19 protein-coding genes and 1 pseudogene are annotated in these 25,002 nt (G+C 74.1%); 9 read left to right on the top strand and 11 right to left on the bottom strand.

The window, feature by feature from the left end; translation table 11 throughout:
• Positions 1 to 35: 35 nt before the first annotated feature.
• The gene (locus Plo01_RS07130) at positions 36 to 908 is read right to left on the bottom strand and encodes a TIGR03560 family F420-dependent LLM class oxidoreductase (RefSeq protein ID WP_203889709.1); all 873 of its coding nucleotides are present in this window, start codon (positions 906 to 908) and stop codon (positions 36 to 38) included.
• A 288-nt stretch (positions 909 to 1,196) separates the two neighbouring features.
• Between Plo01_RS07130 and Plo01_RS07125 the strand changes: the two genes are divergently transcribed.
• Positions 1,197 to 1,517, top strand: coding sequence for an RpnC/YadD family protein (locus Plo01_RS07125; RefSeq protein ID WP_203889708.1), 321 nt, complete (start codon positions 1,197 to 1,199; stop codon positions 1,515 to 1,517).
• 55 nt (positions 1,518 to 1,572) lie between these two features.
• Here Plo01_RS07125 and Plo01_RS07120 read toward each other — a convergent pair whose 3' ends face one another.
• Genes Plo01_RS07120 through Plo01_RS40885 form a run of 3 tightly spaced genes read right to left on the bottom strand, consistent with a single transcriptional unit; the run spans position 1,573 to position 4,636 of the window.
• On the bottom strand, positions 1,573 to 2,556 hold the full coding sequence (locus tag Plo01_RS07120) for a hypothetical protein (protein ID WP_203889707.1): 984 nt from the start codon (positions 2,554 to 2,556) through the stop codon (positions 1,573 to 1,575).
• A gap of 43 nt (positions 2,557 to 2,599) precedes the next feature.
• Positions 2,600 to 3,259: a response regulator gene (locus Plo01_RS07115; protein WP_203889706.1), complete on the bottom strand. Its 660-nt coding sequence runs from the start codon at positions 3,257 to 3,259 to the stop codon at positions 2,600 to 2,602.
• 54 nt (positions 3,260 to 3,313) lie between these two features.
• Positions 3,314 to 4,636: a sensor histidine kinase gene (locus Plo01_RS40885; protein ID WP_203889705.1), complete on the bottom strand. Its 1,323-nt coding sequence runs from the start codon at positions 4,634 to 4,636 to the stop codon at positions 3,314 to 3,316.
• Between the two features lie 299 nt (positions 4,637 to 4,935).
• Between Plo01_RS40885 and Plo01_RS07105 the strand changes: the two genes are divergently transcribed.
• From Plo01_RS07105 to Plo01_RS40880, 4 genes are all read left to right on the top strand, one after another.
• A complete protein-coding gene (locus Plo01_RS07105; protein WP_203889704.1) occupies positions 4,936 to 5,571 on the top strand; it encodes a DedA family protein in 636 nt (211 codons plus the stop codon).
• A gap of 252 nt (positions 5,572 to 5,823) precedes the next feature.
• A complete protein-coding gene (locus Plo01_RS07100; protein ID WP_203889703.1) occupies positions 5,824 to 6,654 on the top strand; it encodes a DMT family transporter in 831 nt (276 codons plus the stop codon).
• A gap of 14 nt (positions 6,655 to 6,668) precedes the next feature.
• Entirely contained in the window at positions 6,669 to 7,916 is a 1,248-nt protein-coding gene (locus Plo01_RS07095; RefSeq protein WP_239315966.1) for a glycosyltransferase, read from the top strand.
• Positions 7,913 to 8,752 (top strand): DUF998 domain-containing protein, encoded by an 840-nt coding sequence (locus Plo01_RS40880; protein ID WP_275415369.1) that lies wholly within the window; start codon positions 7,913 to 7,915, stop codon positions 8,750 to 8,752. Before Plo01_RS07095 ends, Plo01_RS40880 begins: the two co-directional genes overlap by 4 nt.
• A gap of 1,002 nt (positions 8,753 to 9,754) precedes the next feature.
• Here Plo01_RS40880 and Plo01_RS41535 read toward each other — a convergent pair.
• Positions 9,755 to 11,446, bottom strand: a pseudogene (locus Plo01_RS41535) (ATP-binding protein); the annotation flags it as partial.
• A gap of 246 nt (positions 11,447 to 11,692) precedes the next feature.
• Here Plo01_RS41535 and Plo01_RS07085 point away from each other — a divergent pair.
• Positions 11,693 to 12,625, top strand: a complete 933-nt coding sequence (locus tag Plo01_RS07085) for an acyl-ACP desaturase (RefSeq protein ID WP_203889701.1) — start codon at positions 11,693 to 11,695, stop codon at positions 12,623 to 12,625.
• A 124-nt stretch (positions 12,626 to 12,749) separates the two neighbouring features.
• Here the strand turns inward: Plo01_RS07085 and Plo01_RS07080 are convergent, their stop codons facing one another.
• Positions 12,750 to 13,976, bottom strand: a complete 1,227-nt coding sequence (locus tag Plo01_RS07080; protein WP_203889700.1) for an MFS transporter — start codon at positions 13,974 to 13,976, stop codon at positions 12,750 to 12,752.
• A gap of 328 nt (positions 13,977 to 14,304) precedes the next feature.
• On the opposite strand from Plo01_RS07080, the gene Plo01_RS41480 reads away from it, so the two are divergent.
• Positions 14,305 to 14,676: a ClpX C4-type zinc finger protein gene (locus Plo01_RS41480; RefSeq protein WP_203889699.1), complete on the top strand. Its 372-nt coding sequence runs from the start codon at positions 14,305 to 14,307 to the stop codon at positions 14,674 to 14,676.
• A 58-nt stretch (positions 14,677 to 14,734) separates the two neighbouring features.
• Here Plo01_RS41480 and Plo01_RS07070 read toward each other — a convergent pair whose 3' ends face one another.
• From Plo01_RS07070 to Plo01_RS07060, 3 genes are all read right to left on the bottom strand, one after another.
• Positions 14,735 to 15,406, bottom strand: a complete 672-nt coding sequence (locus Plo01_RS07070) for a hypothetical protein (protein ID WP_203889698.1) — start codon at positions 15,404 to 15,406, stop codon at positions 14,735 to 14,737.
• Between the two features lie 154 nt (positions 15,407 to 15,560).
• A complete protein-coding gene (locus Plo01_RS07065; RefSeq protein ID WP_203889697.1) occupies positions 15,561 to 16,796 on the bottom strand; it encodes an NAD(P)/FAD-dependent oxidoreductase in 1,236 nt (411 codons plus the stop codon).
• A 62-nt stretch (positions 16,797 to 16,858) separates the two neighbouring features.
• Positions 16,859 to 17,299 carry a DoxX family membrane protein gene (locus tag Plo01_RS07060; RefSeq protein ID WP_203889696.1) on the bottom strand — a complete coding sequence of 147 codons (441 nt, stop codon included), beginning with the start codon at positions 17,297 to 17,299 and terminating at the stop codon, positions 16,859 to 16,861.
• Between the two features lie 93 nt (positions 17,300 to 17,392).
• On the opposite strand from Plo01_RS07060, the gene Plo01_RS07055 reads away from it, so the two are divergent.
• A complete protein-coding gene (locus tag Plo01_RS07055) occupies positions 17,393 to 18,229 on the top strand; it encodes a helix-turn-helix transcriptional regulator (protein WP_203889695.1) in 837 nt (278 codons plus the stop codon).
• 107 nt (positions 18,230 to 18,336) lie between these two features.
• Positions 18,337 to 21,120 (top strand): PEP/pyruvate-binding domain-containing protein, encoded by a 2,784-nt coding sequence (locus tag Plo01_RS07050; RefSeq protein WP_203889694.1) that lies wholly within the window; start codon positions 18,337 to 18,339, stop codon positions 21,118 to 21,120.
• Between the two features lie 29 nt (positions 21,121 to 21,149).
• On the opposite strand, the gene Plo01_RS07045 is transcribed toward Plo01_RS07050, so the two are convergent.
• Complete coding sequence (locus tag Plo01_RS07045) at positions 21,150 to 23,810, bottom strand: hypothetical protein (protein ID WP_203889693.1); 2,661 nt, start codon at positions 23,808 to 23,810, stop codon at positions 21,150 to 21,152.
• 18 nt (positions 23,811 to 23,828) lie between these two features.
• On the bottom strand, positions 23,829 to 24,887 hold the full coding sequence (locus tag Plo01_RS07040) for a PLL family lectin (protein ID WP_203889692.1): 1,059 nt from the start codon (positions 24,885 to 24,887) through the stop codon (positions 23,829 to 23,831).
• Positions 24,888 to 25,002 lie beyond the last annotated feature (115 nt).

Raw genomic sequence — 25,002 nt, 5'->3', positions numbered from 1 at the left:
GCTCCCGCACGTCGGAGCAGCTCCATCCGCACGGGTCAGAGTGAGCGCACCCGGGAGGCCGCGGCGCCGAGCGTCCCCACCGATTCCTCCGTCCACGGGCCGCCGGTGATCACGACCACGTGCCCGATCCCGAGCTCCGTCAGCGCCGCGCAGCGCCCGGCGAACGCCTCCGCCGTCTCCCCCGGGTCCAGCCGGGTGCTCAGCGTCTTGTCGATCGCGTCATAGGACCGGCCGAGCTCCTCGCAGTGCCGCGCCAGGACCTCCAGCTTGCGCCTGACCGTCCGGCCGCCGTCGGGGACGTCGAAGAGGTTGCACGCGTCGGCGTACCGCGCCACCAGAGGCAGGGTCCGCCGCTCCCCCATGCCCCCGATCAGGATGGGCGGGCGGGGCGAAGACAGCGGGCGCGGACTGCCGAGCGGGCGTTCCAGGTGGAGGTGCCGCCCCTCGAAGGGGCTCTCGTCACCCGACCACATCCGGACCGCGAGCCGGAGCGTCTCCTCCAGCCGCTCGAACCGCTCGGCCACGGGCGGGAGCGGCAGGCCCATGGCCCGCCCCTCCTCCTCGTGGTATCCGGCTCCGACCCCGAGCCAGGCGCGCCCGCCCGTGAGCACGTCGAGCGTGGTGACGGCCTTGACCAGCAGGGCGGGCGGACGATGGGTGACGCCGGTCACCATCGTGCCGAGTCTCACCTGCCGCGTCCGCCCCGCGAGAAAGCCCAGCGTCGTGTACGCCTCGAGCATCTCCGCCTCGGGAGTGCTCCCCGGAGCGGCCTGGATGAGGTGGTCGGAGACCCACACGGTGTCCAGGCCCGCCTCGTCGGCCGCGCGGACGATCCCGCCGAGCCGGGAGGCGAGGCCCGCCGCACCCTCCGGCCACGAGTAGTTCGTGATGTTCAGGCTCACCTTCATGGCCTCAAGCCTTCCGGGCCGCCCGCCGCCCCGCATCCTTCGGGGGGCGGCTCTCGCCGTACGACCGAGGGCGTACCCGGGAGCCGGAACGCCATTCCGGAACTCATCGAACGAACGCCCCCACGGGCCGTACGGCTTCATGGGCATGAGTTCTCGAAAATATAATCGCTTTCCGTGCTCTACATGTCACAATGAGTGACGCGCCATCCCCTCAACATGACGCCGTCATCTAGCTGTTCCGCGTTCAGCATGGCCACACCTGAGATCCGACGCCTCCTGGAGGAGATCATGACGTCCACCGCCTGGCCCGTCTACAGTCCCTTCGCTCGCGAGCACTACGGCCGCGGCCTGGAAGAAGGCAAAACCGTGGGCAGAGCGGAGGGCAAGGCGGAGGGCTTGGCCGAGGGCAAGGCGGAGGGCAAGACCGAGGAGGCGGCCCGGATGGTGCTGGTGGTGCTGGCCGCCCGCGGCCTGCCGGTTTCCGATGAGATCCGGACCCGCGTCACCGCCTGCACCGATCTGACCCGGCTGGAGTCGTGGGCGGCCCGCGCGGCGACCGCCCCGACCGTGCACGACCTGTTCGACGACACCGGCGAAGAGGCCCGCTGACGAACCTTCCCGGGCCGTGGACGGCGCCCTCGACCAGGTGCGGCCCGCGGGACGCCTACCCCGCCGCGCCCGGCGGAGCCGGACGCGAGGCGGAGGCGTGCTCGGCCAGCGCGACGATGCCGGTCAGGCCGACGACGGCCCCGGTGAGCAGGGTGAAGAGGCTGACCATGCCGAGGATGCCCTGGTCGCCGCCGGGATTCAGCGGGTTCGGCGTCAAGGTGATGATCATCGAGTAGAGGGACCAGCCGAACATCGCGCCCGAGCCGACCCAGGCGAGCGTCACCGGGATCCACAGGGGCCGCCCCGAGCGCCGCCGGACGATCACCAGCAGGCCCGCCGCCGCGGCCACGGCCAGCACCGTGTTCACCCCGCTGTTCAGGTAGAACGCGAAGGTGCGGTCGGCGACCAGCGCGGCGGGCAGGCCGTACGTCGCGCCGAGCATCCAGCTCAGGTTGATCAACACCAGGACTCCTGCGACGATCACCACCCCCCATGCCGCGAACCCCTGGAACTCGCCGGTGGCGCCCGCCGTGCCGTCCGAGACCCCGCGCGTGAACACCCAGGGCCAGCGGCGGCGCGCGTGGTACCGGAACCCGATGATGAGGCCGAGCCCCTGGCAGCAGAACCCGGCGTAGACGACGAGATAGACCCACCCGGCCACCGGGCTGTCCTCCGACAGGAGCGGGGTCCCGCTCAGCACTCCGGCCAAGGCGCTCAACGGGACCTGGGCGAGGATCGTGGCCAGCAGGCCGATCCCGACCCACGTGGGGAGCAGGACCAGCCCCGCCGGGATCCGCCGCCCCCAGGGGCGGACGAACGCGAGCACGATGACCAGCGCCACCGCGTCCATGCCGAAGGTGAGCAGGTTGAGCCCGAAGAAACCGGCGTCCTCCAGGACGGAGGGGTCCTGGATCCCGAGGGTGCCGCCGGCCAGCCAGATGAGCTTGAGGGCGAGGTAGGGGAGAATGCCCACGACCGCCACCGCGGTCGCCGCCAGACGGGGGACTCCGATCCGGGGGTCATTGATCAACTGAGTCATGGTGCGACTCTCCCACCCCGCTCCCCCGGCCGGGGAACCGCCTCTACCCCTCCGGGTCGAGCAGGCCCGCCTCGTGGGCGAGGATGGCGGCCTGGACGCGGTTGCGGGCGTCCAGGCGGGTGAGGATCGCGCTCACGTGGGCCTTGACGGTGCCCTCCACCAGGTGGAGCCTGCGGGCGATCTGGGCGTTGGACAGGCCCGCGCCGACCAGGGCGAGGACGTCGCGCTCGCGTGGGGTGAGGCCGGAGATCTGCTCGCGGGCGGCGGCCGTGCGGCTCATCCGGCCGCCGGTCAGCTCGGTGATGACCCGGTGGGCGACCTTCGGCGACAGGTAGGCGGCGCCCTCGGCGACGGCGTGGATCCCGGCCAGCAGCTCACGCGGGTCGCCCGCCTTGAGCAGGAACCCGCTCGCGCCCTCCCCCAGCGCCCGGGCGATGTACTCGTCCTCGCCGAACGTGGTCAGCATCAGCACACCGGTCTCCGGCGCGGTACGGCGCAGCTCGGCGACCGCCGCCAGGCCGTCCAGCCGGGGCATGCGGATGTCGAGCAGGACGACGTCGGGGCGGTGGGAGAGCGTCAGGTCGATCGCCTCCCGTCCGTCGCCCGCCTCGGCGACCACCTCGATCTCCGGGTCGGCGGCCAGGATGGCCCGGACCCCCGCCCGGATCATGGCCTCGTCGTCGGCCAGCAGCACCCGGATCATGTCACTCCGTTCGGCAGGGCGCGGATCGTGTCGCTCCGTCGGGCGATATGTGGATCATGTGACTCCGTCCGGCAGGATACGGCCCGCCTCGCTCACGCCGGTCTCCCGGGAAGGCTCCGCCGGGACCTCCCGGGAAGGCTCCGCCGCCTCGACGGGGAAGCGGGCCAGGACCAGGAAGCCCTCCGGGCCGCGGGCGGCCTCGAAGGCGCCGCCGGCGAGCCGTACCCGCTCGCGCAGGCCGATCAGCCCCAGGCCGCCCCCGCGTGATCGGGCGGGCGAGACGTCCGGGACCCGGTTGCGGACGATCACCGTGATCTCTCCGGCGTCGTCGGACCTCCCGGCCCCGTCCGGCTTTCCGGCCCCGTCCAGCACCTCGACCGTCACCGGGGCCCCGGGGGCGTGCTTGGCGGCGTTGGTCAGCGCCTCCTGGACGACCCGGCAGGCCGTACGGTCCCGCAGGCCGCCGTCCCCGCGCAACTCCACCTCCAGGCCCGAGTCCCGGGCCCGCTCCACGATCTCCGCGACGCTCTCCTGGGGCGGGGTCAGCGGCGCCGCGCCCGCCCCGCCGTCTCCCTCGTCCGCCTCGCGCAGGACGCCGATGACCCGGCGCAGGCGCTCGGTGCTCTCGGCGGCGGCGCCGCGCAGCTCGCCCGCCGCCTTGCGGTGCCGTTCGTCCAGGTCGGGGGCCATCTCCAGGGCGGCGGCCCGCAGCGCGATCAGGGCCAGGTCGTGACCGATCGAGTCGTGCATGTCCTGGGCGATCCGGTTGCGTTCGCGGAGGCGGGCCTGGGCGGCCACGAGGCCCTGCTCGCGGGCGCGTGACTCCGCGCGCTGCCGTACCGCCAGCCCGGCCGACCACGGCAGGACCGCCCAGAGCAGCACGCCGGACAGGACCGAGGACCAGGACGCCGCCGCGGGGGCCGGCTCGGGACCGAGGGAGACCACCGCGGTCAGGACGGCGACCGCGCCGACGACCGCGGCGTAGGCCCGGGCGGCGGGCCGCGCGCGGGGCATCCGGCGGCCGGCCCGGTAGCTGAGGGCGACGACCGCGAGGGTGAACCCGTTCAGCGGTCCCAGCTTCACCGGCTCTTGCACCCACCAGAGCCTGGTGGTGGCCCAGCCCTGCTCGACGTTGAGCGACCCCGCCGCCAGGACCGCCAGCGCGACGGCGAGCGGCGCCCGCCGGCGGGCGAGCATGACCGCCGCCAGGAGGGCCGCTCCCGCCAGGACCGCCCACGCCCGCGTCCAGCCGCCGTCACCCGGGCCCAGCCACGTGGGGAGGGGCGGCGCGAGGAGCGCCGGGACGCACAACACCGCCCAGAGCAGCAGCCCTCTCCAGGCCCGGGGAACAGCCTTCGCCGGTTTCCTCTCGTCCATCACTCCGTGACGCTACAGCCGTTCCGCGGCCCGTCCCTCCGTCTCGGGGAGCACGCGCACCCCCGACGAAAGTAGGGGGCGGTCGGGGCCGTTCGTGCGATGCCGGAAAACCTGCACAATTCATACGGTCAATCCACATGCAAGCCACATGACAGATGCCACCCATACGGTCCACGTGACGGATCCCTGAGGGATCTCAGGGGTACGCCCCGCGGACTCCGGGGCCCTCCCCGATGTCTGGAAACCACCGGGCCGTCAGCGTGCTGTGAGAATCACCCGAGACCCCCTGGAGCCCGGTCATGACCCATGCCATCCTCGACGTCGTCCAGCAGGTGATGTCCTCCCCCTGGATCTACCTGGCGCTGTTCGCGCTGGCGATGCTCGACGGGTTCTTCCCGATCGTGCCCGCCGAGACCTCCGTCATCACGGCGGGCGTGTTCGCAGCCTCCACCGGCGCTCCCAACGTGGCGCTGGTGATCGTGGTGGCGGCGCTGGGCGCGTTCGCCGGCGACCACATCTCCTACGCCATCGGCCGCACCACCAACGACAAGCTGCGCAACGGCAAGCGCAGCGGCAAGGCGTTCGCCTGGGCCGAGCAGGCGCTGGCCGAGCGGGGCGGGCTGGTCCTGGTGGTGGCCCGCTACATCCCCGGCGGCCGTACGGCGTGCACGCTGACGATGGGCGCGGTCGCCTACCCCCGCCGCTCCTTCGCCTTCTTCGACGGGATCGCCGCCTCCTCCTGGGCCGTCTACTCGGCCCTGATCGGCTACGTGGGCGGGGCCGCCTTCGAGCACGACCCGATCAAGGGCCTGCTGCTGGGTCTCGGCATCGCCGTGACGATCACCGTGATCGTCGAGGTCGTCCGGTACGCGCGCCGCCGCCGGGAGGTCGTCCCGCAGTCCCCGGAGGCCGAGCCGGCCTACGCCGCCGACTGACCGGGGCGTGCCACCGTCCCTCCCGGACGACTCCGGATCAGCCGGAACCAGACCTGAGGGGTAGCGCTCTCCCACCGCTCCCCCGACGCGGATCTCAGGGATCTCCCATCGAAGTCAGGGAGATCCCCTATGGTCCGGACTCCTCCGGCGCGGGACGCTTCCACTAGTCCACCGGAAAACCACGAACCGGATGCCTCCACGAGGCGTCGCGGCCATCTCGTCATGTCTTGATCTGCTGTGGGAGGAGTACGCATGACCGTGCTGGCCGTCGCTCTGGCACTGCTGGGTTCGCTGTTCTTCGCACTCGGCGCCGCGCTGCAGCAGTTCGAGGCGGCGGGCGCGGCCGAGCCCGGCCTGCGCGGCCTGCTGCGGCGGCCCCGCTGGCTGTTCGGCGGTCTGGCCATCGCCGCGGGCACGGTCCTGCACATCGTCGCGCTCAAGTACGGCCCGCTCACCGTGGTGCAGCCGCTGGGCGTGGCCAGCCTCCTGTTCGCCCTGCCCTGCGCCGCCGCCCTGCACGGCCGCAGGCTGCGGGCGGGTGAACTGGCCGCCGCGGCCGTGGTCGCCGCCGGGCTCATCGGCCTGGTCCTCGTCGTCCCCGAATCCTCCGGCCCCCCGCACCTCGGCACCGGGGAGGCGGTGGCCCTGCTCGCGGGGGCGGCCACCGCCGCCCTGCTGATGGGGGCCGCCGCCCGCCGGGCCTCCCCGGCCGCGCGGGCCGGGCTGCTGGCGACGGGAGCGGGCGTGCTGTACGGCGCGACCTCCACCCTCGCCCGCGTCCTGGTCGACGGCAACCGGGAGCTCTGGTTCCTGGCCGCGGCCCCGATCCCCGCACTCGTCGCCCTGGCCCTGCTGCAGCGCGCCTACGCCCTCGGCCACTTCGGCGTCGCCTTCGCCGCCCTCCAGGTGGCCGACCCGCTCACCGCCTTCACGTTCGGGGCGCTCCTGCTCGGCGAGCCCCTGCCCTCCGGTGCGGCGGACACCCTCGTCGCCCTGGCGGCCGCGGCGCTCGCCGCGGCCGGGACCGTCGCCCTCGCCCGCACCACTCCGCTGTCGTCCGCCCCCGACCCCACAGCCAGATGAACGGAGTCCGCTCCATGGTCATGTCCCCCGCCGCACCCTCCGCCGTCTCGTCCGCCGTTCCCGTCCCCTCCGCCGTTCCCGTCCCCGCGTCCCTCCCGGTCCGGCCCCGCCGGGTGCTCATCGCGACCGACACCTACCCGCCGGACGTGAACGGCGCCGCCTACTTCACCCACCGGCTCGCCCAGGGCCTGGCCGGGCGGGGCAACGACGTCCACGTGGTCTGCGCCTCGGACACGGGCCCGGCCAGGACCGAGCGCGACGGCGACGTGACCGTGCACCGGCTGCGCTCGGCGCCGCTGCTGGTCCACCCGAGCATGCGGGTCTCCCTTCCCGCCCGGCTCGACCGGCTGATCGCCGACGTCGCCCCGGACGTGGTCCACACGCAGGGCCACTTCGTGGTCGGCCGGGCGGCGATCGCCGCCGCCCGGCGCGGGGACGTGCCGGTGGTCGCGACCAACCACTTCATGCCCGACAACCTCTTCCAGTTCGCGCACGTGCCCGGCCGGTTCCGCGACCGCGCGGGCGAGCTCGCCTGGCGCGACTTCAACCGGATCTTCTCCCGCGCGGACCGGATCACCACGCCGACCCGGACCGCCGCCGGGCTGCTGTCCGGCAAGGGGTTCGCCCTGCCCGTGGAGCCGGTCTCCTGCGGCATCGACCTGAGCCGCTTCCGGCCCGCGGCGGAGCCGAAGTCCCGGGCGCGCGCGGCGTTCGGCCTGCCCGACCGGGACACCGTGCTGTTCGTCGGGCGGCTGGACGAGGAGAAGCGGCTGGACGAGCTCATCCGCGCCCTGCCGTACATCCTCAACGGCGACGACGTGCAGCTCGTGCTGGTCGGCACCGGCGGGCAGCGGGCCACGCTGGAACGGCTGGCCCGGCGCATCGGGGTCGGCGGGCATGTGACCTTCCTGGGGTTCGTCCACGACGAGGACCTGCCCCGGGCCTACGCCGCCGCCGACGTCTTCGCCATGCCGGGGGTCGCGGAGCTGCAGAGCATCGCCACCCTGGAGGCCATGGCCACCGGCCTGCCGGTGGTGGCCGCCGACGCGATGGCCCTTCCCCACCTGGTCCGATCCGGCGAGAACGGCTACCTGTACCGCCCCGGCGACGTCCAGGGGCTGGCCCGCGACCTGACCTCCCTGATCACCTCGCCCGGCCTGCGCTCCACCATGGGCGCGGCCAGCCGCGCGATCGCGCTGACCCACGACCACCAGGCCTCGCTGGCCCGGTTCGAGGAGATCTACCGGGAGGTGGCCCGATGAGCCGTGGCGCGGCGGGCCGTGGCGGGGACGCGGAGACGGCGGAGAGCGGGGAGACGGAAATGACGGGAAGCGGGGACGTGGAGGCCGCCCGGCCGGCGGGCCGGGAGCCGGCCTGGCGCGGGCTCGGCATGGGCGGGGCCGCGCTCGCCCTGGTGGCGATGGTCTACGCGCACCTCGCCGCCGGGGGCGCCGTCTCCCCGATGAGCGGCCTGATCAGCGACTACGCGCTGGCCGAGGGCACCGCCTGGGCGCTGGTCGGGGGCACGCTGGCGCTGGCCGCGGGCTGCCTGTGGACCGCGTACGGCCTGGCCCGGACGGACCCGTCGGGCAGCGCGGCCGCCCGGGTGCTGCTGGTCGGCGGGGCGCTCGGCCTGCTGCTGACCGCGTCGTTCCCCACGGACGCGGCGCCCGCGGTGGTCTCGATCACCGGGGAGATCCACCGCTGGGCGGCGGCCGTGGTGTTCACCGCGCTGCCCTGCGCGGGCTGGCTGCTCGGCCGCCGCGGGCGCGACACCGCGCTGCTCACGGTGAGCGCGGCGTCGGTGGCGCTGCTGGCGGCCTTCCTAGCGGCACACCCCGGCTCGCTGACCGCGGACCTCATCGGCGGCCCGGACTACTACGGGCTGCTCGAACGCCTGCTGCTGCTCGCCGAGATCGCGCTGGTCTTCCTGGCGGCCCGCGGCGCGGGCGTGCAGGACGGCCAGGGCGTGGTCCGCCCCCTCCTCCAGCGACCGGCCGGCGCCGGCCCGCTCCGCCCGGGCGTGGCGGTCCCCGCCCAGCCGGGCCCGGACGGCCGCCAGCGCCCGCGCGAGCCGATCGGCCTCGGCTCCGTATGAGACGCCCGGTGACGCCCGCCTCAACGTCGCGGCGAGTGTCACCGCGGCCTCGTCCATGCCGGTACGCGCGAACAGCATGACGAGGTTGCGCAGCGCGGTCGCGATCAGCGTGCGGTTGTCCACCCGGCGCCAGTGCGCGATCGCCTCCCGGAACAGCTCCAGTGCGGGTCCCGCCGGGCCGTGCCGTCCGCGCAGCGCCACGGTCGAGGTGAGCACCAGGCCGGTGATCAGGCGGTTGCCGGTCTCCTCGCACAAGGTCCGCGCCACCGTCAGCGACGCCTCCGCCGCGGCCGGGTCGAGATCCGCCAGGGTCTCGCCCTCGGCGAAGCGGGCGAAGGCCATGATGCTCGGGTTGCCCGACTCGGCGGCCAGCGTGACCGCCCGGCGGGCCGCGCGCGGGGCGGCGATCTCGTCGCCGCCGTAGCAGTGCGCGAGAGCCTGGCCCGCGACCGCGACGGCCGAGGCGAAGGGACCGCCGCCGGCCTTCTCCATGGCCCGGTAGGCGTCGAGCGCGGCGACCAGATCGCCGCTGACCAGCGCCACGTCCCCGAGCGCCGCCAGCGCCATCGCCACGTCCCCCCGCCTGGCCCCCGGCGTCCCCTCCGCCAGGGCGACGCCCTCGCGCGCGAACGCGGCGGCCTCGGCCAGGCGGCCGTCGCCCCAGGCGGCGAAGGCCGCGGCGCCGTAGGCCGTCATCAGCCTCCGGTGCCCGGAGACCGCGGCCGCCGTCGCCTCGCCCCAGGCCAGGACGTCGCGGCGGCCGCGCCAGTAGCCGTAGCGCACGAGCGCGGCGGCGATCCGCACCATCAGGTCGTGCTCTCCGGCCTCGCCCGCCCAGGTCCAGGCCAGGCGCATGTCCGCGAGCCAGGTGTCCAGCGTCCGCGCCCAGCGGATCTCCTCGGGTCCCGCCAGCCCCGCCTCGGCCTCCTCCGCCAGCTCGGCCATCACCGTGGCGTGCCGGCGCCGCAGCCGCGGCAGCTCCGCACCGTCCAGGCGGCGCAGGGCGTAGGCGCGGACGGTCTCCAGCATCCGGTAGCGGCCGACGCCCGCGTGGCCGGGCCGGGTCAGCATCGACCGGTCGGCGAGCCGGATCACCAGGTCGGCGGTCTCCGGCCCGGCCACGGCCTCGGCGGCGGCCAGGTCGAAAGTGCCCGCGAAGGCCGCGAGCCGGAGGAAGACCCGCTGCTCCTCGGCGGAGAGCAGGTCGTAGGACCAGTCGATCACCGTCTCCAGCGCGCCGTGACGGCCCGCCGCGTGGGTACGGCGCAGCAGCGTGAAGCACCCGTCCAACCGGCCGGCGAGGTCGTCCACGGTGAGCGAGCCGATCCTGGCCGCCGCCAGCTCCACGGCCAGCGGCAGCCCGTCCAGCGCCCGGCAGATCTCGGCGATCCGCTCCTCCTGGCCGGGCTCGGCGGCGAATCCGGGGATCGGGACCCGGGCCCGGAACAGCTCGACCGCGTGGCGGCACTCCAGCGGCGGGATGTCCAGGACGTGTTCCCCCGCGACGCCGAGCGGCTCGCGGCTGGTGGCCAGCGCGCTCACCCCCGGCATGCGGTCCACCAGTTCCGGCACGGCCGGCAGCAGGTGCTCGCAGTTGTCCAGGACGAGCAGCCCGCGCGCGGTACCGGCCCACTCGCCGAGCGCGTCCACGACCGCCACGCCCGGCTCGACCTCCAGGCCGACGGCGGCGGCGACCGTGTACGGCAGGGCCGCGGCGTCCCGGAGCGACGCCAGGTCCGCCCAGAAGACGTGCTCCCCGTGCTCACCGCGCTCCCCGTGCTCGCCGACGTAGTCGTCGGCGACCTGCTGGGCGAGCCTGGTCTTGCCGACGCCGCCGGGGCCGACGAGGGTGACGATCCGGCCGGGGGCCAGCGTCCCGCGGACCGCCGCCAGCTCGGGTTCGCGTCCGATGAGGTCGCCGGGGCGGGGACGGGGACGGCGCTCCCGGCGCGCGGGGGCGGCGGCCGCGACGGGGCCGGGCGCGGGGCGCAGCTCGCCGCGGAGCACGCGCCGGTGCAGCTCCCGCAGGTCCGCCGAGGGGTCGAGGCCCAGCTCGTCGCGGAGCGCGTCGCGGTGGCGGGTGTAGGCGGCCAGGGCGTCGGGCGCCCGTCCGGCCCGGGCGAGCGCGGTGACCAGGAGCGTGACGGCGCGTTCGCGCCACGGGTGGGCGATGGCCAGCGCGTCGAGGTCCGCCGCGGCCGGTTCGGGCTCGCCGAGGGCGAGCAGGGCGGCGGCGCGCTCCTCCCGGGCGGCCAGCCGCATCTCCTCCAGGCGGGCGGCCTCGGCCCTGGCGAAGTCGAACCCGGCCAGGGCGGGCCCCCGCCACAGGCCCAGCGCCTCCTCCAGCAGGCCGAGCCGGGACCGCGGGTCGCCGGCGCGCCCGGCGCGGGTCACCAGCGCGGCGAAGCGCTCGGCGTCCACGCTGTCCCCCGGGGCGTCGAGCAGGTAGCCGGGCGAGCGGGTCAGCACGATCCCGTCCTGCCCGAGGAACTGCCGCAGCCGGGTCACGCAGGTATGGAGGGTGTTGCGGGCGTGGCGGGGCAGCCGGTCGGCGAAGACCTCGTCCACCAGCTGCTCGAAGGGGACCACGGAGCCCCGGCGCAGCAGCAGGCCCGTCAGCAGGGCGCGCTGCCGGTCGCCGGTCACCTCGACGGCCTTTCCGTCCCGCCGTACCTCCAGCGGGCCGAGGATCATGAATTCCACCTCCCCACCTTCACCGCCGGGGCGCGGGGCGACCATGCACTAATACGGGTTCGGCGAGGGAATCCCCACGGTCCCGGGGGTGGGGACGCGGTGAGACGGCGAGGGGAGGCGCCGGGGGGACACAAGGTGGAACACCACAAACCTCAGACCGATAAATAGGACCAATCCCACTTACGGTCGGAGGTTTTACCTACGTTAACGTAAGTTACGGTTCCGTAGTCTGCGTGGGGAGACCTTATGCGAGAGCTCAGCCAGACCGAGCTTCTGCACGAACTTGAGCCCGTCGTGGCCGGCGAGCTGAACCGGCATATCAGTACCGCCAAGGAGTGGTTCCCGCACGAGTACATCCCGTGGTCGGAAGGACGCGACTACGACGGGATCTTCGGCGGCGAGGCCTGGTCCGAGACGGACTCGACGATCCCCGAGGAGGCCCGGGTCTCCCTCATCGTCAACCTGCTGACCGAGGACAACCTCCCCAGCTACCACCACGAGATCGCCACCACCTTCGGCCGCGACGCCGCCTGGGGCACCTGGGTGCACCGCTGGACCGCCGAGGAGGGCCGTCACGGCACCGCCATCCGCGACTACCTGACCGTCACCCGGGCGGTCGACCCGGTCGCGCTGGAGCGGGCCCGGATGGTCCACATGGGCGAGGGCTTCACCAACTCCTACGAGGGGGTGCTGCACTCGCTGGCCTACGTCTCCTTCCAGGAGCTGGCCACCCGCATCTCGCACCGCAACACCGGCAAGGCCTCCGGCGACCCGAACTGCGAGCGCCTGCTCGCCAAGATCGCGGCCGACGAGAACCTGCACATGCTCTTCTACCGGAACCTGCTCAACGCGGCCTTCGAGCTCACCCCGAGCCAGACCATGCGCGCCGTGACCGACGTGGTCACCACCTTCCAGATGCCCGGCACCGGCATCGAGGGCTTCACCCGCAAGGCGATGATCATCGCCAACGCCGGGATCTACGATCTGCGCCTGCACCTGGACGACGTGCTCATGCCGGTCCTGCGCCAGTGGGCCGTCTTCGACCTGAAGGGCCTCGACGCCGAGGGCGAGAAGGCCCGCGAGGAGCTCGCCGAGTTCCTGGACCGTACGGAGACCACCGCCTCCCGCTTCGTCGAGCGTCGCGCGGCCCGCCGCGCGGCCCAGGCCGCCCGCGCCTGACCGGGGCGGCCCGCTTCCGGCCCGCACCCGCTTCCGGCCCGCGCCCGCGCCCGCTTCCGGGCCGGGCCCGCTCGGGCCGGAGCGAGGCTCACCCCCGGGCGGCGGCGAGATCACGGCGCCGGGATCATGACGTCGTGACGAGCTCGCGGTCCCGGGCCCGGGACCGCCCCCTGCCTCCGGGCCGCAGCGTGCGCAGGAAGGACAGCACCAGCAGGGCGGCCAGGCCGGTGGTCACCGGGGGAACGAGGAAGGCGAAAGTGGAGCCGAACCGGTCCACGAGCTGGCCGGCGACCGCGGCGCCGGTGGCGATGCCCAGGCCGATCGCGCCGTTCAGCCAGGTGAACGCCTCGGTCCTGACCTCGGCCGGGACGAGCCGTTCCACCAGGGTGTAACCCGTGATCACCGCGGGGGCGATCACGAACCCGGCCAGGGCGGCGGCGCCGTACAGCGGAGGCACGGATCCGGCGAAGCTCAGCGCGACCGTGGCCGCGGAGAGCAGGGCGACCGTCGCCGCCAGCCTGATCTCGGCCCCCACCCGCCATCGCGTGACGCCGTAGAGGGCGCCGCCGACGAGGCTGGCGCCGGAGAACGTCGCGTAGATCGGCCCGGCCGCGCCGGGCTGGCCGAGGGCGGCGGTGGTGGAGGTGATGCCGACCTGGAGGCTGCCGAAGACGGTGCCGAGGGCGACGAAGGCGAGGGCGAGCACGGCCACCCCGCGCAGCCGGAGCACGCCGCCCTGGGACCTGACGCGGACCGGCATCGGCTCGGGGGCGCCCCTGCGGACCGCGGCGAACATCAGCGTGCCCGCCACGACCATGACCAGCGCCGCCGACAGGGCCCAGACCGGGGAGAAACCGGTCGAGAGAGCGACCAGCAGGACCGGGGCGAGGGTGAAGGTCAGCTCATCGGTGATCGACTCCAGGGCGAAGGCCGTGTTCAGCTTCCCCGTCCCGCCGAGAACGTGCGCCCACCGGGCCCGGACCATCGAGCCGACCTGCGGCATCGACCCGCCGGCCAGCGCCGAGACGGCCACCAGCACGGCGGCCGGGGCCTGCGTCGCGGCCAGCGCCAGCAGCGTGCCGAGCGCGACGGCGTGGACGACGATCTGCGGCAGGAGCACCCTGGCCTGGCCGTACCTGTCGGCCAGGCGTCCGGTCCGCGGCCCGACCAGCGCCTGCGTCACGGCCGCGGCGGCGGAGGCGATGCCCGCGGCGCCGTACGAGCCGGTGGACCACTCCACGAGCAGGAGGATGCCGAGCTGCAACATGGCGTACGGCAGGCGGGCCAGGAAGGCGGGGGCGAGGAATCGCCAGGCGCCGGGGGAGCCGAGAACGGCGAGGTAAGACTTCAACGGGTCTCCGTCCGAGTCCAGACGGAGCGCTCCCCGGTCGGGAGCGCCCCGTCGTGCTTGGGCTTCGACCGGGGTAGATACCGCTCATAGCGGCCGCCGTGCGGTCATTGCGTGCATCCGTTCAGAACGCACCAACAAGCCATCTTATGCCACAAATTGGACTCATTTTACCGTGACCCTCTGAAGCCCCTCCCGTCACACCCGCACCATCCGCCCCCGGCCGGGTTCCGGTCATCGCGCGACGCCTCTTGTCAGGCTATCCCTGACGGCGTACGGTCACCCCATGGCGTCAGGCTCAGCCTGACAGGCGATGATCGAGGAGGACTCGATGAGCACCACGTCCCCCACCCGCGAGAAGCTCCGCTGCTCCTTCTGCGGGAAGGCCGGCACCGAGGTGGGCAAGCTGATCGCCGGCCCCGGTGTGCACATCTGCGACGAGTGCGTCCGGCTCTGCAACGACATCCTCAGCCAGGTGCGGGAGGCCGCGTCCGAGCCCGAGATCCCCTGGGCCGAGAGCATGACCGACGAGCAGATGCTCGACCACCTGCCCCGCGTCGCGGCGGTGGCCTCCCAGGTCGAGGACGACCTGCAGACCTGGGTCGGCAGGCTGCGCGCCCGCGGCGTCACCTGGGCCAGGATCGGCGCGGCCCTGGGCATGACGCGGCAGTCCGCCTGGGAGAGGTTCTCCGGGGAGGAATGAGCCGCCGGCTCCTCCCCCCGGGCCCGGCGTGAGCGGGTCGCCGGGCCGGGGGGAGGGCTCAGCCGCCGGGAGTCACCGCGGGACCGACGGCACGAAAGACGATCATGAAGGAGCCCGCCTCCGTGTCGATCCGGTAGGCGTAGCAGCCGGGGGCGCGCAGCCGCGTGTAGGACGGATGGTCCCGCCAGCCGCCGGGCTTGGCGTCCTCGGCCGGGTCGAGCAGGAGCTCGGGTGCGGCGGGGTCGCCGAAGGCCACCTCGCCGGGGCCGTCGAGCCGGCGGCCGCGGACCAGCACGAGCGTGTCCAGCCCGGGGTCCACCGCCCACAGCACCTTCTGCCCGCCCCAGGAGCGGTCCGTCCAGCCGCCGTCGTCGGGGTGGAGGTACTCCAGCCGGCCGTCCGCGCCCAGCCCCACCGGCCCTGCCCGGCCCGTGCCCTGCAGCGGCGCGAGCTCCGGGTCCGGGCGCGTGGTCTCGGTGGTGACCGGGCAGCGCTCCCCCGGCCCGAGCCGTGAGTCCGGCCACGGGCGGCGCAGCTTCGCCGCGGGATCCGGCGTGGCGCTCCCGAAGTCCGGTGTGATGCCTGCGGACCCCGGCACGGCGCCCGTGGGCTCCGGCGCGGTGCTCCCGCTCCCGGCTCCGGCGGGCGGGAAGGGGTCCGGCTGGCAGCCGGAGACCGTCCCGGCGACCGTCAGAGCCAGCAGAACGGCGGGGAGGAGACGAGACCTCATAAATCTTTCTACCCCGCGGAGCCGCCGGCGGTTCGGCCCGATGCGGATCGGATCTCACCCGCCGGGCCGCTCCCCGTCGTCGCACCACCCGCCATCCCGCTCTCCGCCGTCGCACCACCCGCCGGACCGCCCCTGCCGGCCCGGCGGGGAGCGGTCAGAGCTTCGCGAGGTCCGGCAGGGGGACCGCGGGATCGGCGAGGCGGTCGCGGTCGACGGGGGCGGCCATGCGGATCAGCTCCTGGACCGGGGCGACGCCCTCGTCCCACCGGTTGACGTGCATCCCGGCCACGACGTGCCCCCCGGCCAGCCAGAAGGCGTGGAAGTCGCGCGCCCGCAGGTCCCCGCGGACGACCACCTCGTCGTAGCCGCCCGGGACGAACCAGCCGGAGAACTCCATGCCCACGTCGTACTGGTCGGTGTAGAAGTACGGCAGGCGGTCGTAGACGACCTCCTGCCCGAGCATGGACCTGGCCGCGGCCGGTCCGCCGTTGAGGGCGTTGGCCCAGTGCTCCACGCGGATGTGCGTGCCGAACCGCGGATGGAAGGCCTCGGCCACGTCGCCGGCGGCGTAGACGGAGGGGTCGCTGGTGCGCAGGGCCGCGTCGACGCGGACGCCGTTGCCGACGGTCAGGCCCGCCCGCTCGGCGATGCCGGTCTCCGGCCGCGCGCCGACGCCCACGACCACCGCGTCGGCCGGGATCTGGTCGCCGCCGTCCACCGCCACCGCGCGGACGTGCTTGTCGCCGATGAACCCGGCCACCGCCAGGCCGAGCCGCACCTCGACGCCGTGACCGCGATGGACGTCGGCGAAGAACGCGCCCATCTCCGGACCGAGCGCGGCCTCCAGCGGCACGGGCCGGGGTTCGACCACGGTCACCTCGCAGCCGTGCTCCCACGCGGCGGCGGCGGTCTCCAGCCCGATCCATCCGGCCCCCACCACGACCACCCGGCCGCCGCCCCGGAGGGCGTCGCGGAGCCGCTCGGAGTCGGCGACGGTGCGCAGGTAGTGCACGCCCTCCAGGTCCGCGCCCAGCAGGTCGAGGCGGCGCGGGGACGAGCCGGTGGCCAGCAGGAGCTTGTCGTAGGCGAGGCGGCCCCCGTCGTCCAGCTCGACCTGGCGGGCGCTCCGGTCGAGACGCGTCACGCGCCTGCCGGAGAGCAGCTCCACCGCGTTCTCGCCGTACCAGCCCTCGTCGTGGACGTAGATCTTGGCCCTCTCCTCCTTGCCGAGCAGGTAGCCCTTCGACAGCGGCGGACGTTCGTACGGCCGCTCGGTCTCGGCGCCGATGAGGACGATCCTGCCGGCGAACCCCTCCTCCCGCAGGGTCTGGGCGGCCTTCGCCCCCGCGAGGCCCGCTCCGACGATGACGAACGTCTGCTCGGTGGCCATGGGAGCCCTTTCTCTCGGCTCGGACGCCGGCACAGCTTGAGAAGCCGGTACGGCCTGAGAACTCAGTATGGGGAACGGTCGCGCCGGGCGGGAGAGTACCGGGAGGCGAGCAGGGCCAGCGCCACGGCGGCGGCCAGGAGTCCGAAGTCCCGCAGGGCGACGTCGTACAAGCCCGGGCCGGTCAGCAGGTTGAGGATGATCCCGGCGAGCCAGGCGGCCACGATCCAGCCGCCGAACCGCGGCAGCAGCGCGACCGTGATCCCGGCGACGATCTCGATGACGCCGACGGCGTACATGGCCTGCTCGGCGGTGCCCGGGACGATGCCGTCGATCCACGGCGCGAGGTAGCGCGGCCAGTCGGTGAGCAGGCCGGCGAACTTGTCCAGCCCGAACAGGATCGGCGCCGCGGCGAACACCACGCGCAGGAGCAGGAACGCCCGGTAGGCGGGGTCGGACAGGGCCGCCTCGCCCGTAGAGCCCGTGGCGGGAGTGCTGGAGAGCATGGTTTTCTCCTTCTAAAGACAGGATTCACTTCAGTTAGAAAGCTAGCCCCCTCCCCTCATTTAGTCAATGGAAGTTGGCTATAGAGTGGTTCCGTGGACGAACACGAGGAGCTCAGGGCCGCCCGGATCACCGCCGTCGCCACGCTCGGCGAGCCGACGCGCCGCCAGGTGTACGACCACGTCACAGGGCGGCCGGAGCCCGTGAGCCGCGACGACGTCGCCGAGGCTCTGGACCTGCCGCGCACCACCGCGGCCTTCCATCTCGAACGGCTCGCCGAGCAGGGACTGCTGGAGACGGTCTTCGCCCGGCGCACCGGCCGGACCGGGCCCGGCGCCGGCCGCCCCGCCAAGCTGTACCGGCGCGCGGCCTGCGACGTCGCCGTCTCCCTGCCCGAGCGCCACTACGACCTGGCCGGCCTGCTGCTGGCCGGCGCCCTCCAGGAGGCCGAGCGGTCCGGGGAGTCGCCGCGGGCGGCGCTGGAGCGGCGGGCGCACCGGCTGGGCAGGGAGATCGGTCAGGCGGCGCGCCCGGCCGCGGGCGACCGGGAAGCCGGAGGAGCCGGGAAGAGCGGGGAGACCAGGGAAGCCGGACGTGACGAGGGGGCCGGGAGACCCGGAGGGGTCGCCGAGGCCGAGGATGCCCGCGCCGCCCTGCTCGCCGCCCTCGCGGCCCACGGCTACGAGCCCCGCATCGCGGACAGGGACGGGGACGCAGACAGGGACGGGGACGGGGACGGGGACGGGGACGGGGACATCGTCCTGCGCAACTGCCCCTTCCACGTCCTGGCGCGCGAGCACACCGATCTCGTCTGCGGGATGAACCTGCACCTGCTCGACGGGGTGCTGGACGGCATGGCCCTCGCCGAGATGACCGCCCGCCTCGCCCCCGCCCCCGGCCTGTGCTGCGTGCGCCTCCGGCCGACCTCCTGAGCCTCTGAGCCCTTGGCCCCCTGAGCCCTTCCGGGCGGACCACTATTTCATCACTTGTTGATTTAATGGCCGCGCGGATTTATCGTGGAGTTCAAGGAGGCCCGACCATGAACGCTCCACTGATCCTGGAATTTCACGAGATCGGAGCGGACGCGCTGCCGCTCGTCGGCGGCAAGGCCGCCAATCTCGGCGTGCTGACCGCCGCCGGGCTCCCCGTCCCGCCGGGCCGGTGCGTCACCACCGAGGCATACCGGCGGGTCACCGAGCGGTCCGGCAGCCTGGAGGCGGTGTTCGACTCCCTGGAGGCGACCCCCGCCACGGACACGCGGGGACTGGGCGAGCTGGCCGCGATGGCCCGGAAGATCATTCTCGACGCGCCGGTTCCCGACGACATCGCCGAGGCCGTACGACGCGGCGCGCGCGGCCCCGTCGCCGTCCGCTCCTCCGCCACCGCCGAGGACCTGCCGCACGCCAGCTTCGCCGGGCAGCAGGACACCTACCTCAACGTCATCGGCCCGGACGCCGTGCTGGAGGCGGTCCGGAACTGCTGGGCGTCCCTGTGGACCGACCGGGCCGTGGCCTACCGGGCGGCGAACGGCATCGACCACCGCACCGTGCGGCTGGCCGTCGTGATCCAGGAGATGGTGCGGGCCGAGGTCGCCGGGGTGATGTTCACCGCCAACCCCGTCACCGGGCGGCGGCGCGAGGCCGTGATCGACGCCAGTCCCGGCCTCGGTGAGGCCGTCGTCTCCGGCGCGGTCAACCCCGACCACTTCGTGGTGGACATCGCCACCGGGCGGATCACCGAGCGGCGGCTGGGAGACAAGCTGCTGGCCGTACGGCCCCTGCCGGAGGGCGGCGTCGAGCACGTCGAGACGGCGGCGGACGGCGCGTGCCTCACCGACGAGCAGATCGGGGCCCTGGCCGAGCTGGGCGGGCGGGTCGAGGACCACTACGGGGCGCCCCAGGACACCGAGTGGGCGATCGACGGCGACGGCGTCCTCTGGCTGACCCAGTCACGCCCGATCACCACGCTCTTCCCGATCCCCCGGCGCCTGCCCACCGCCCCGGCGCCCTCCGGCCCCCGGATCTACTTCTCGTTCAGCGTCGCGCAGGGGGTCTACCAGCCCTTGACGCCGATGGGCCAGGGGGTCCTCCGGCTGGTCTCGTCGGTCGCCGCCGGGGTGTACGGCATCACGGTGCCCGACCCCCGCGAGGGAGCGCCGATCCTCGCCGTCGGCGGCGGGCGATTGTTCTTCGACGTCACCGGGGTCATCCGGAGCCGGGTCGGGCGGACGCTCGCGCCCCGGCTGCTGGACCTGATGGAGGCCAGGTCGGCCGTGGTCCTGCGGGAGCTGGCCCGCGACCCCCGGTTCAGCGTGACCCAGCGCTCCGTCCGTCCCGCTCTGCGCCGGGTCGCGCGGATCGCGACCCGCTACCGGGTCCCCCCGCGCATCGTCCGGGCCCTGCTGAGCCCGGAGGCCGCGCACCGCGACGCGGCACGGGTGGAGGCGGAGCTGCGGGCACGGCTCGCCTCCCCGGAGGACGCCACCCCGCTCGAACGGCTCGACCTCGTCGAGCGCACGATAGCCGCCAAGGTCTTCCCGGTCGTCCCGACGATCCTGCCGAGCGCGCTGGCCGGGCTCGCCATGTTCGGCCTGGCCTCCCGGCTGCTGGGCGACCGCGCCCGCCCCGGCGAGATGCTCACCGTCCTGCGCGGCCTGCCGCACAACGTGACCACCGAGATGGACCTGGCCCTGTGGGACCTGGCCACCCGGATCCGCCGGGACGCCGAGGCCGCGTCCCTGCTGCTGACCACTCCCGCCGCCGACCTCGCCGCGCGTTTCCACGCGGGATCGCTGCCCGCCGCGGTGGACGGGGGGCTGCGCGAGTTCCTGGCGACGTACGGCGTCCGCGCGGTGGCCGAGATCGACATCGGGGTGCCCCGCTGGTCGGAGGATCCGACGCACATCATCGGCGTGGTGGCCAACTATCTGCGGCTGGACGACCCGGCGCTGGCCCCCGACGCCGTGTTCGCCGCGGGCGCCGCCGAGGCGGCCCGCACGATCACGGCCCTGAGCACCCGCGCGGGCGGCCTCCGCGGCCGGATCGTCCGCTTCGCCCTCGGCCGGGCCCGCGCCCTGGCCGGCCTGCGGGAGCTGCCCAAGTTCCTCATGGTCACGACCTTCGCCGCGATGCGCGCCGAGCTGCGGACCATCGGCGCCGAGCTGACCGCCCGCGGCGTCCTCGACTCCCCGGACGGCGTGTTCTTCCTCACCCTGCCGGAGGTCCGCGCCGCCCTCACCTCCGCGCCCGGCCCGGACGAGGCCCCGGCGGCGCCGGAACCGGTCTCCGCGTCCGGTCCGGACGGGACCCGCCCGTTGCGCGCGCTCGTGTCCGAGCGGCGCGAGGAGGCCGCGCGTGAGGGACGCCGCAGGCACCTCCCTCGCGTGATCCTGTCGGACGGCACGGAGCCGGAGGCGGTCGCCGCCCCCGCCGCCGCGGACGGCGCGCTGACCGGCACGCCGGCCTCGGCCGGGACGGTGACCGGCCTCGCCAGGGTGGTCCTCGACCCGGCCGGGGCGCACCTGGAACCCGGCGAGATCCTGGTCTGCCCGTCCACGGACCCCGGCTGGACCCCGCTGTTCCTGACCGCGGGCGGCCTGGTGATGGAGATGGGCGGGGCCAACTCGCACGGCGCGGTGGTCGCCCGCGAGTACGGCATCCCGGCGGTCGTCGGCGTGGCCCGCGCGACCGAGCGCGTCGACACCGGGCACGAGATCACCGTGGACGGCACCTCGGGCACGGTCACCACACCCCGAGCGTCGTCCCGTCCGCCGGATGGGTCCCGCCCGGCGGGCGGGACGGGACCCGGACGGGCGTCCGGCTGAGCGCCCCGCTCAGGCGTCCCGGCGTCCCCTCATGGCCGGCGGGCGCCGATGTCGGGCATGACGGTGCGCGTCGCCCCCCGCACGTACAGCGTGACCGTCGTGCCCGCCTCGTCGAGCTGGGCGAAGAAACCGCCGGCGACGCCGCCGCGGTCGTACCAGGGGCGGGCGCGGTAGCGCCCGACCAGCCGCTCCCGCCCGGCGAGGCCCGTCTCGACGATCTCGGTCACCGCGCGTCCCTCGTGGGACGCCCGCGTGACCCGCATGCCGGCTCCGGGAAGTTGCCCCCCGGGGGCGGCATCGGGTTCGACGCGCGTGCCGACCGGGTGCCGTCCCGGGTCGAGAGGGTCGAGGTCGATGCGTCCGAACCCGTCCGGGCCGCGGGTGAAGAGGCTCAGCCGCTCCCGGTCCCGCTGGGGGACGACCGTCTCGGCCGCCCGGCCGAGCGCGATCTCGGCCACGGTGTGGAGGGGTGTCTGGCGGATCAGGACGGTGTGCTGGGCGGCCCCGTCCCGGCCCCGCAGGGCGGCCACCCGGCGGGCGTACGTCTCCATCGGGATCGGCGGCTCCTCGTTCAACGTGAGCTGCAGCGCCCGCACCGCCTGCCCGGCGGGCAGGACCAGCGAGACCTCGGTCAGTCCCCCGGCGTAGGGACGGGTCTCGGCGAGCAGTTCGCGGGTGTGCGCGTCCCACACGTTGACCCGGTCCTCCCCGTCGAGCCCGCGGATCGCGACCAGCCAGTGCTGGGCGGTCCTGATCACGGGCTGAGGCGTGGGCAGCCAGAACACCTGGAGGGCTTTCACCCGGGTGAGCAGCGTGGAGAAGGTGTAGCAGTCGGAGATCCGCTTGGCCGCCTCGGCGATCCGCTCCTCCTCGGTCTCCGGCGGCCGGGGCACCGGCGGCGGCGCCGGGATCTCGAACTCCCGCACCCCGGTCGAGGTGAACAAGCGCATGCGGAACGGGTACGGCGCCGAGCGGAAGGGCTCGGGCGGGTTGATGACCTGGATCTCGAAGACGCCCGGCGGGCTTCCGGTCCAGCGGACCAGCGTGGCCGGGCCGGTGTAGACCCGCTGCGCGTCGTCGACGATCCTCCATGTCGTCTGGCCGACCACCGCGTACTTGCCGTCGACCGGCTGGACGTCGATGCCGTAGCGGATCGGCAGCGCCGGCCGGTGGACCGGCCTGCCGGTCTCGTCCTCCAGGCCGAGCGTCAGCGTCGCGAAGGTCTCCCACTCCCCGGCGGTGGAGCAGCGGTCCCGCTCCGTCCAGAACCCGAAGGGGTCGCTCAGCGTCCCCCGCAGGCGCGGCAGCGTCCGCAGGTCCGGGGCGGTGAAGCGGCCGCGCAGCACGAGGCGGTCCCCGGCGCCGGCGACGTCCTCCACGACCAGCCAGTCGCGGGTCAGCGGGGTCGTGACCTTCTTGGTGACGTCGACGCGGAAGCTGTTCAGGCCGGTCCGGACGACGACCGTCCCGTCCTTGTCGGCGGCCGCGCTCTGCGCCTCCTTGATCGCTTCACGGGTCAGGACGTCGTCGCCGCCGAGCCCGAAGGCTATCGGCACCAGCGGCAGCAACGCGCCGACCAGCGGAAACGCGAACCACGGCAGTTCCTGGTCGAAGGTGGTGATGATGCCCGCCAGGGGGTTGACCAGGGAGATCAGCATGCATTTGAAGGAGTCCCAGTCGTCGAGGTCGACGTCGAGCTCGACGCTCGTCCGGAGCGTGTCCGGGGCGGGGACGGACAGGGTCGTCGACGACTCCACCGTGGCCCGGATGTCGAGGCCCGCGCAGCCGCCGGGGAAGAAGCCGTGCTTGCGGAAGTCGAACCCCGGTCTGCCGGGGGAGAAGGCGCCCCCGGCGTCGCCGCTGGAGGTGAAGTGCGCGGCGACGCCGGGCTTGCCGAACTGCTCGTCGAGCTCGCGCGCGCCCTTGTCGGCGAGCGGCCCCGCCGGCAGGTCGATCGCCCAGTCGTGGCCGGCGAGCAGCGCGGGCTGCCCGCCCGCGAAGAAGGCGGCCCAGTCTCTCAGGCGGCCGTTCTCGGCCGCGGCGTCGCCCTGGGCGATCGGTTCGAGCTCCAGCCGGATCTCCACGCCCCGGCCCTCGGTCAGTGCGACGACGCCCGCGTTGAGGACCCGGCCCCCTTGCGGTCCCAGCAGTTCGGCGAAGGCGTCCCTGACCGGGAAGGGCACGGTCAGGGAGGTCAGGTCGCCGAGGAAGGTCGGCACGTCGCCGAGGAGCTCGGCGCCGGGGACCGCCCGGAGCGGGAGGTTCAGCAGCGGCGTGCCGTCCGGTGCGACCGTGAAGAAGGCGTCGAGCTCGGCGTCGATGATCGGCACCCGCAGGTGCTCCGGCCGGTCCGGCAGGCCGTGGCGCCCGTCCGGCCCGGGGGGGCTCGCGGCCTTGACCGCGGCGGACGAGACGAGCAGGAGCGCGCCGCTGACCTTGACGGCCATCGGCGCCACCCCGAGGACGGGACCCGCCGGCGCGACGGTCCCGTCGGGCTGCGGCCGGTTGAGGGCGAAGGTGAACGGCCGCGACGACCGGCCGATCCGCATCGACGTTATTTCGAACCCATCCATATAGCAGGACTCGCCCTTGTAGGGCAGCGGCTCGTCGATCGGACGGAACTCCGCGAGAAGCCGTATTTTGACCAGGCGTTCGAAGGCGTTGTCGGCGAGGAAGATGGACACCAGCATGTTCGCTCTCCGATCGGCTTACATTTCCTGAACCGACCCGTCCAGCGATTCCCAATGCGACCAGGAGATCCCCCCGGATTCGGATATCTGCCAGATGTGCCACAGCGGGCCCCCGAAACCGCGGGCGAACACCTCCAGGCGGCCGTCGGCGTTCCGCCCGACCACCGGGCCTCCATCGAAGCGCGTGTCGAGCCCGCCGAGAGGCTCCCATTCCGACCAGGCGGAGCCCGGTGCCGTCTGCCAGATGTGGAATATCGGTCCCGGCCGGCGCGTGATCCCGTCGTCGGACCGGACCTCCGGGCGGGCGAACACCTCCAGCCGCCCGTCGGCGTTGCGTCCCACGGCGAGCGTCTCGGCGTCGAGCACCCCGCCGAGCGAGCGCCAGCCGGACCAGGTGATGCCCGAGGGGGTGAAGATCTGCCACCGGTGCCAGAGGGCCTTGTCGGAACCGATCATGAATATCTCCAGCCGCCCGTCGGCGTTGCCGCCGACGGCTACCGGCCCGTTCCCGCCGAACGGGTGCCAGTCGGACCAGGTGATGCCCGAGGGGGTGAAGATCTGCCAGGCGTGCACCAGCTCGGAATCGCGATAGGAGCGGCTGAAGACCTCAAGGCGGCCGTCGGCGTTGCGCCCGACGACGGGCGATCCGGGCCAGTGCCGCAGTTCGCCCAGGACGCCCGGCTCGGACCAGCCGTTGTTCGGCGCGGTCTGCCAGACGTGCTCGAAGCGGCGCCTGGAGTTGCCGGGGGTGAAGACCTCCAGGCGGCCGTCGGCGTTGCCCGCCACGGCCGGTCCTTGTGAGGTCATCTCGCCGAGCGGGTGCCACTCCGACCACGGGCCGGCGGCGGGCGCCGTCTGCCAGATGTGCCACAGCCGGGTGAGGCCGCCCGGCGCGAACACCTCCAGGCGGCCGTCGGCGTTGCCCGCCACGGCCGGCCTTCCGTACACCTTCCCGCCGAGAGAGCTCCACCCGGACCACTGACCGCCCGGCGTGGTCTGCCAGATGTGCCACAGCTCGTTTCCGCCGCTCCGGACGAACACCTCCAAGCGGCCGTCGGAGTTCAAAGCGACGGGCACATCCCTCACCCCTGACCGGGTCTCTTGATTTCTCCCTCACTCCGGAACGCAAGGATCCCAGACCGCCGAGAGGAAACGCGAGAGGCCGGGGAGGCGCATCGGGAAAATGTTCACG

The organism is Planobispora longispora, from assembly GCF_016863135.1.
Lineage (GTDB): Bacteria > Actinomycetota > Actinomycetes > Streptosporangiales > Streptosporangiaceae > Planobispora > Planobispora longispora.
Note: the sequence above shows the minus strand (reverse complement) of the source record. Positions and strands in the feature narration are given on the sequence as shown.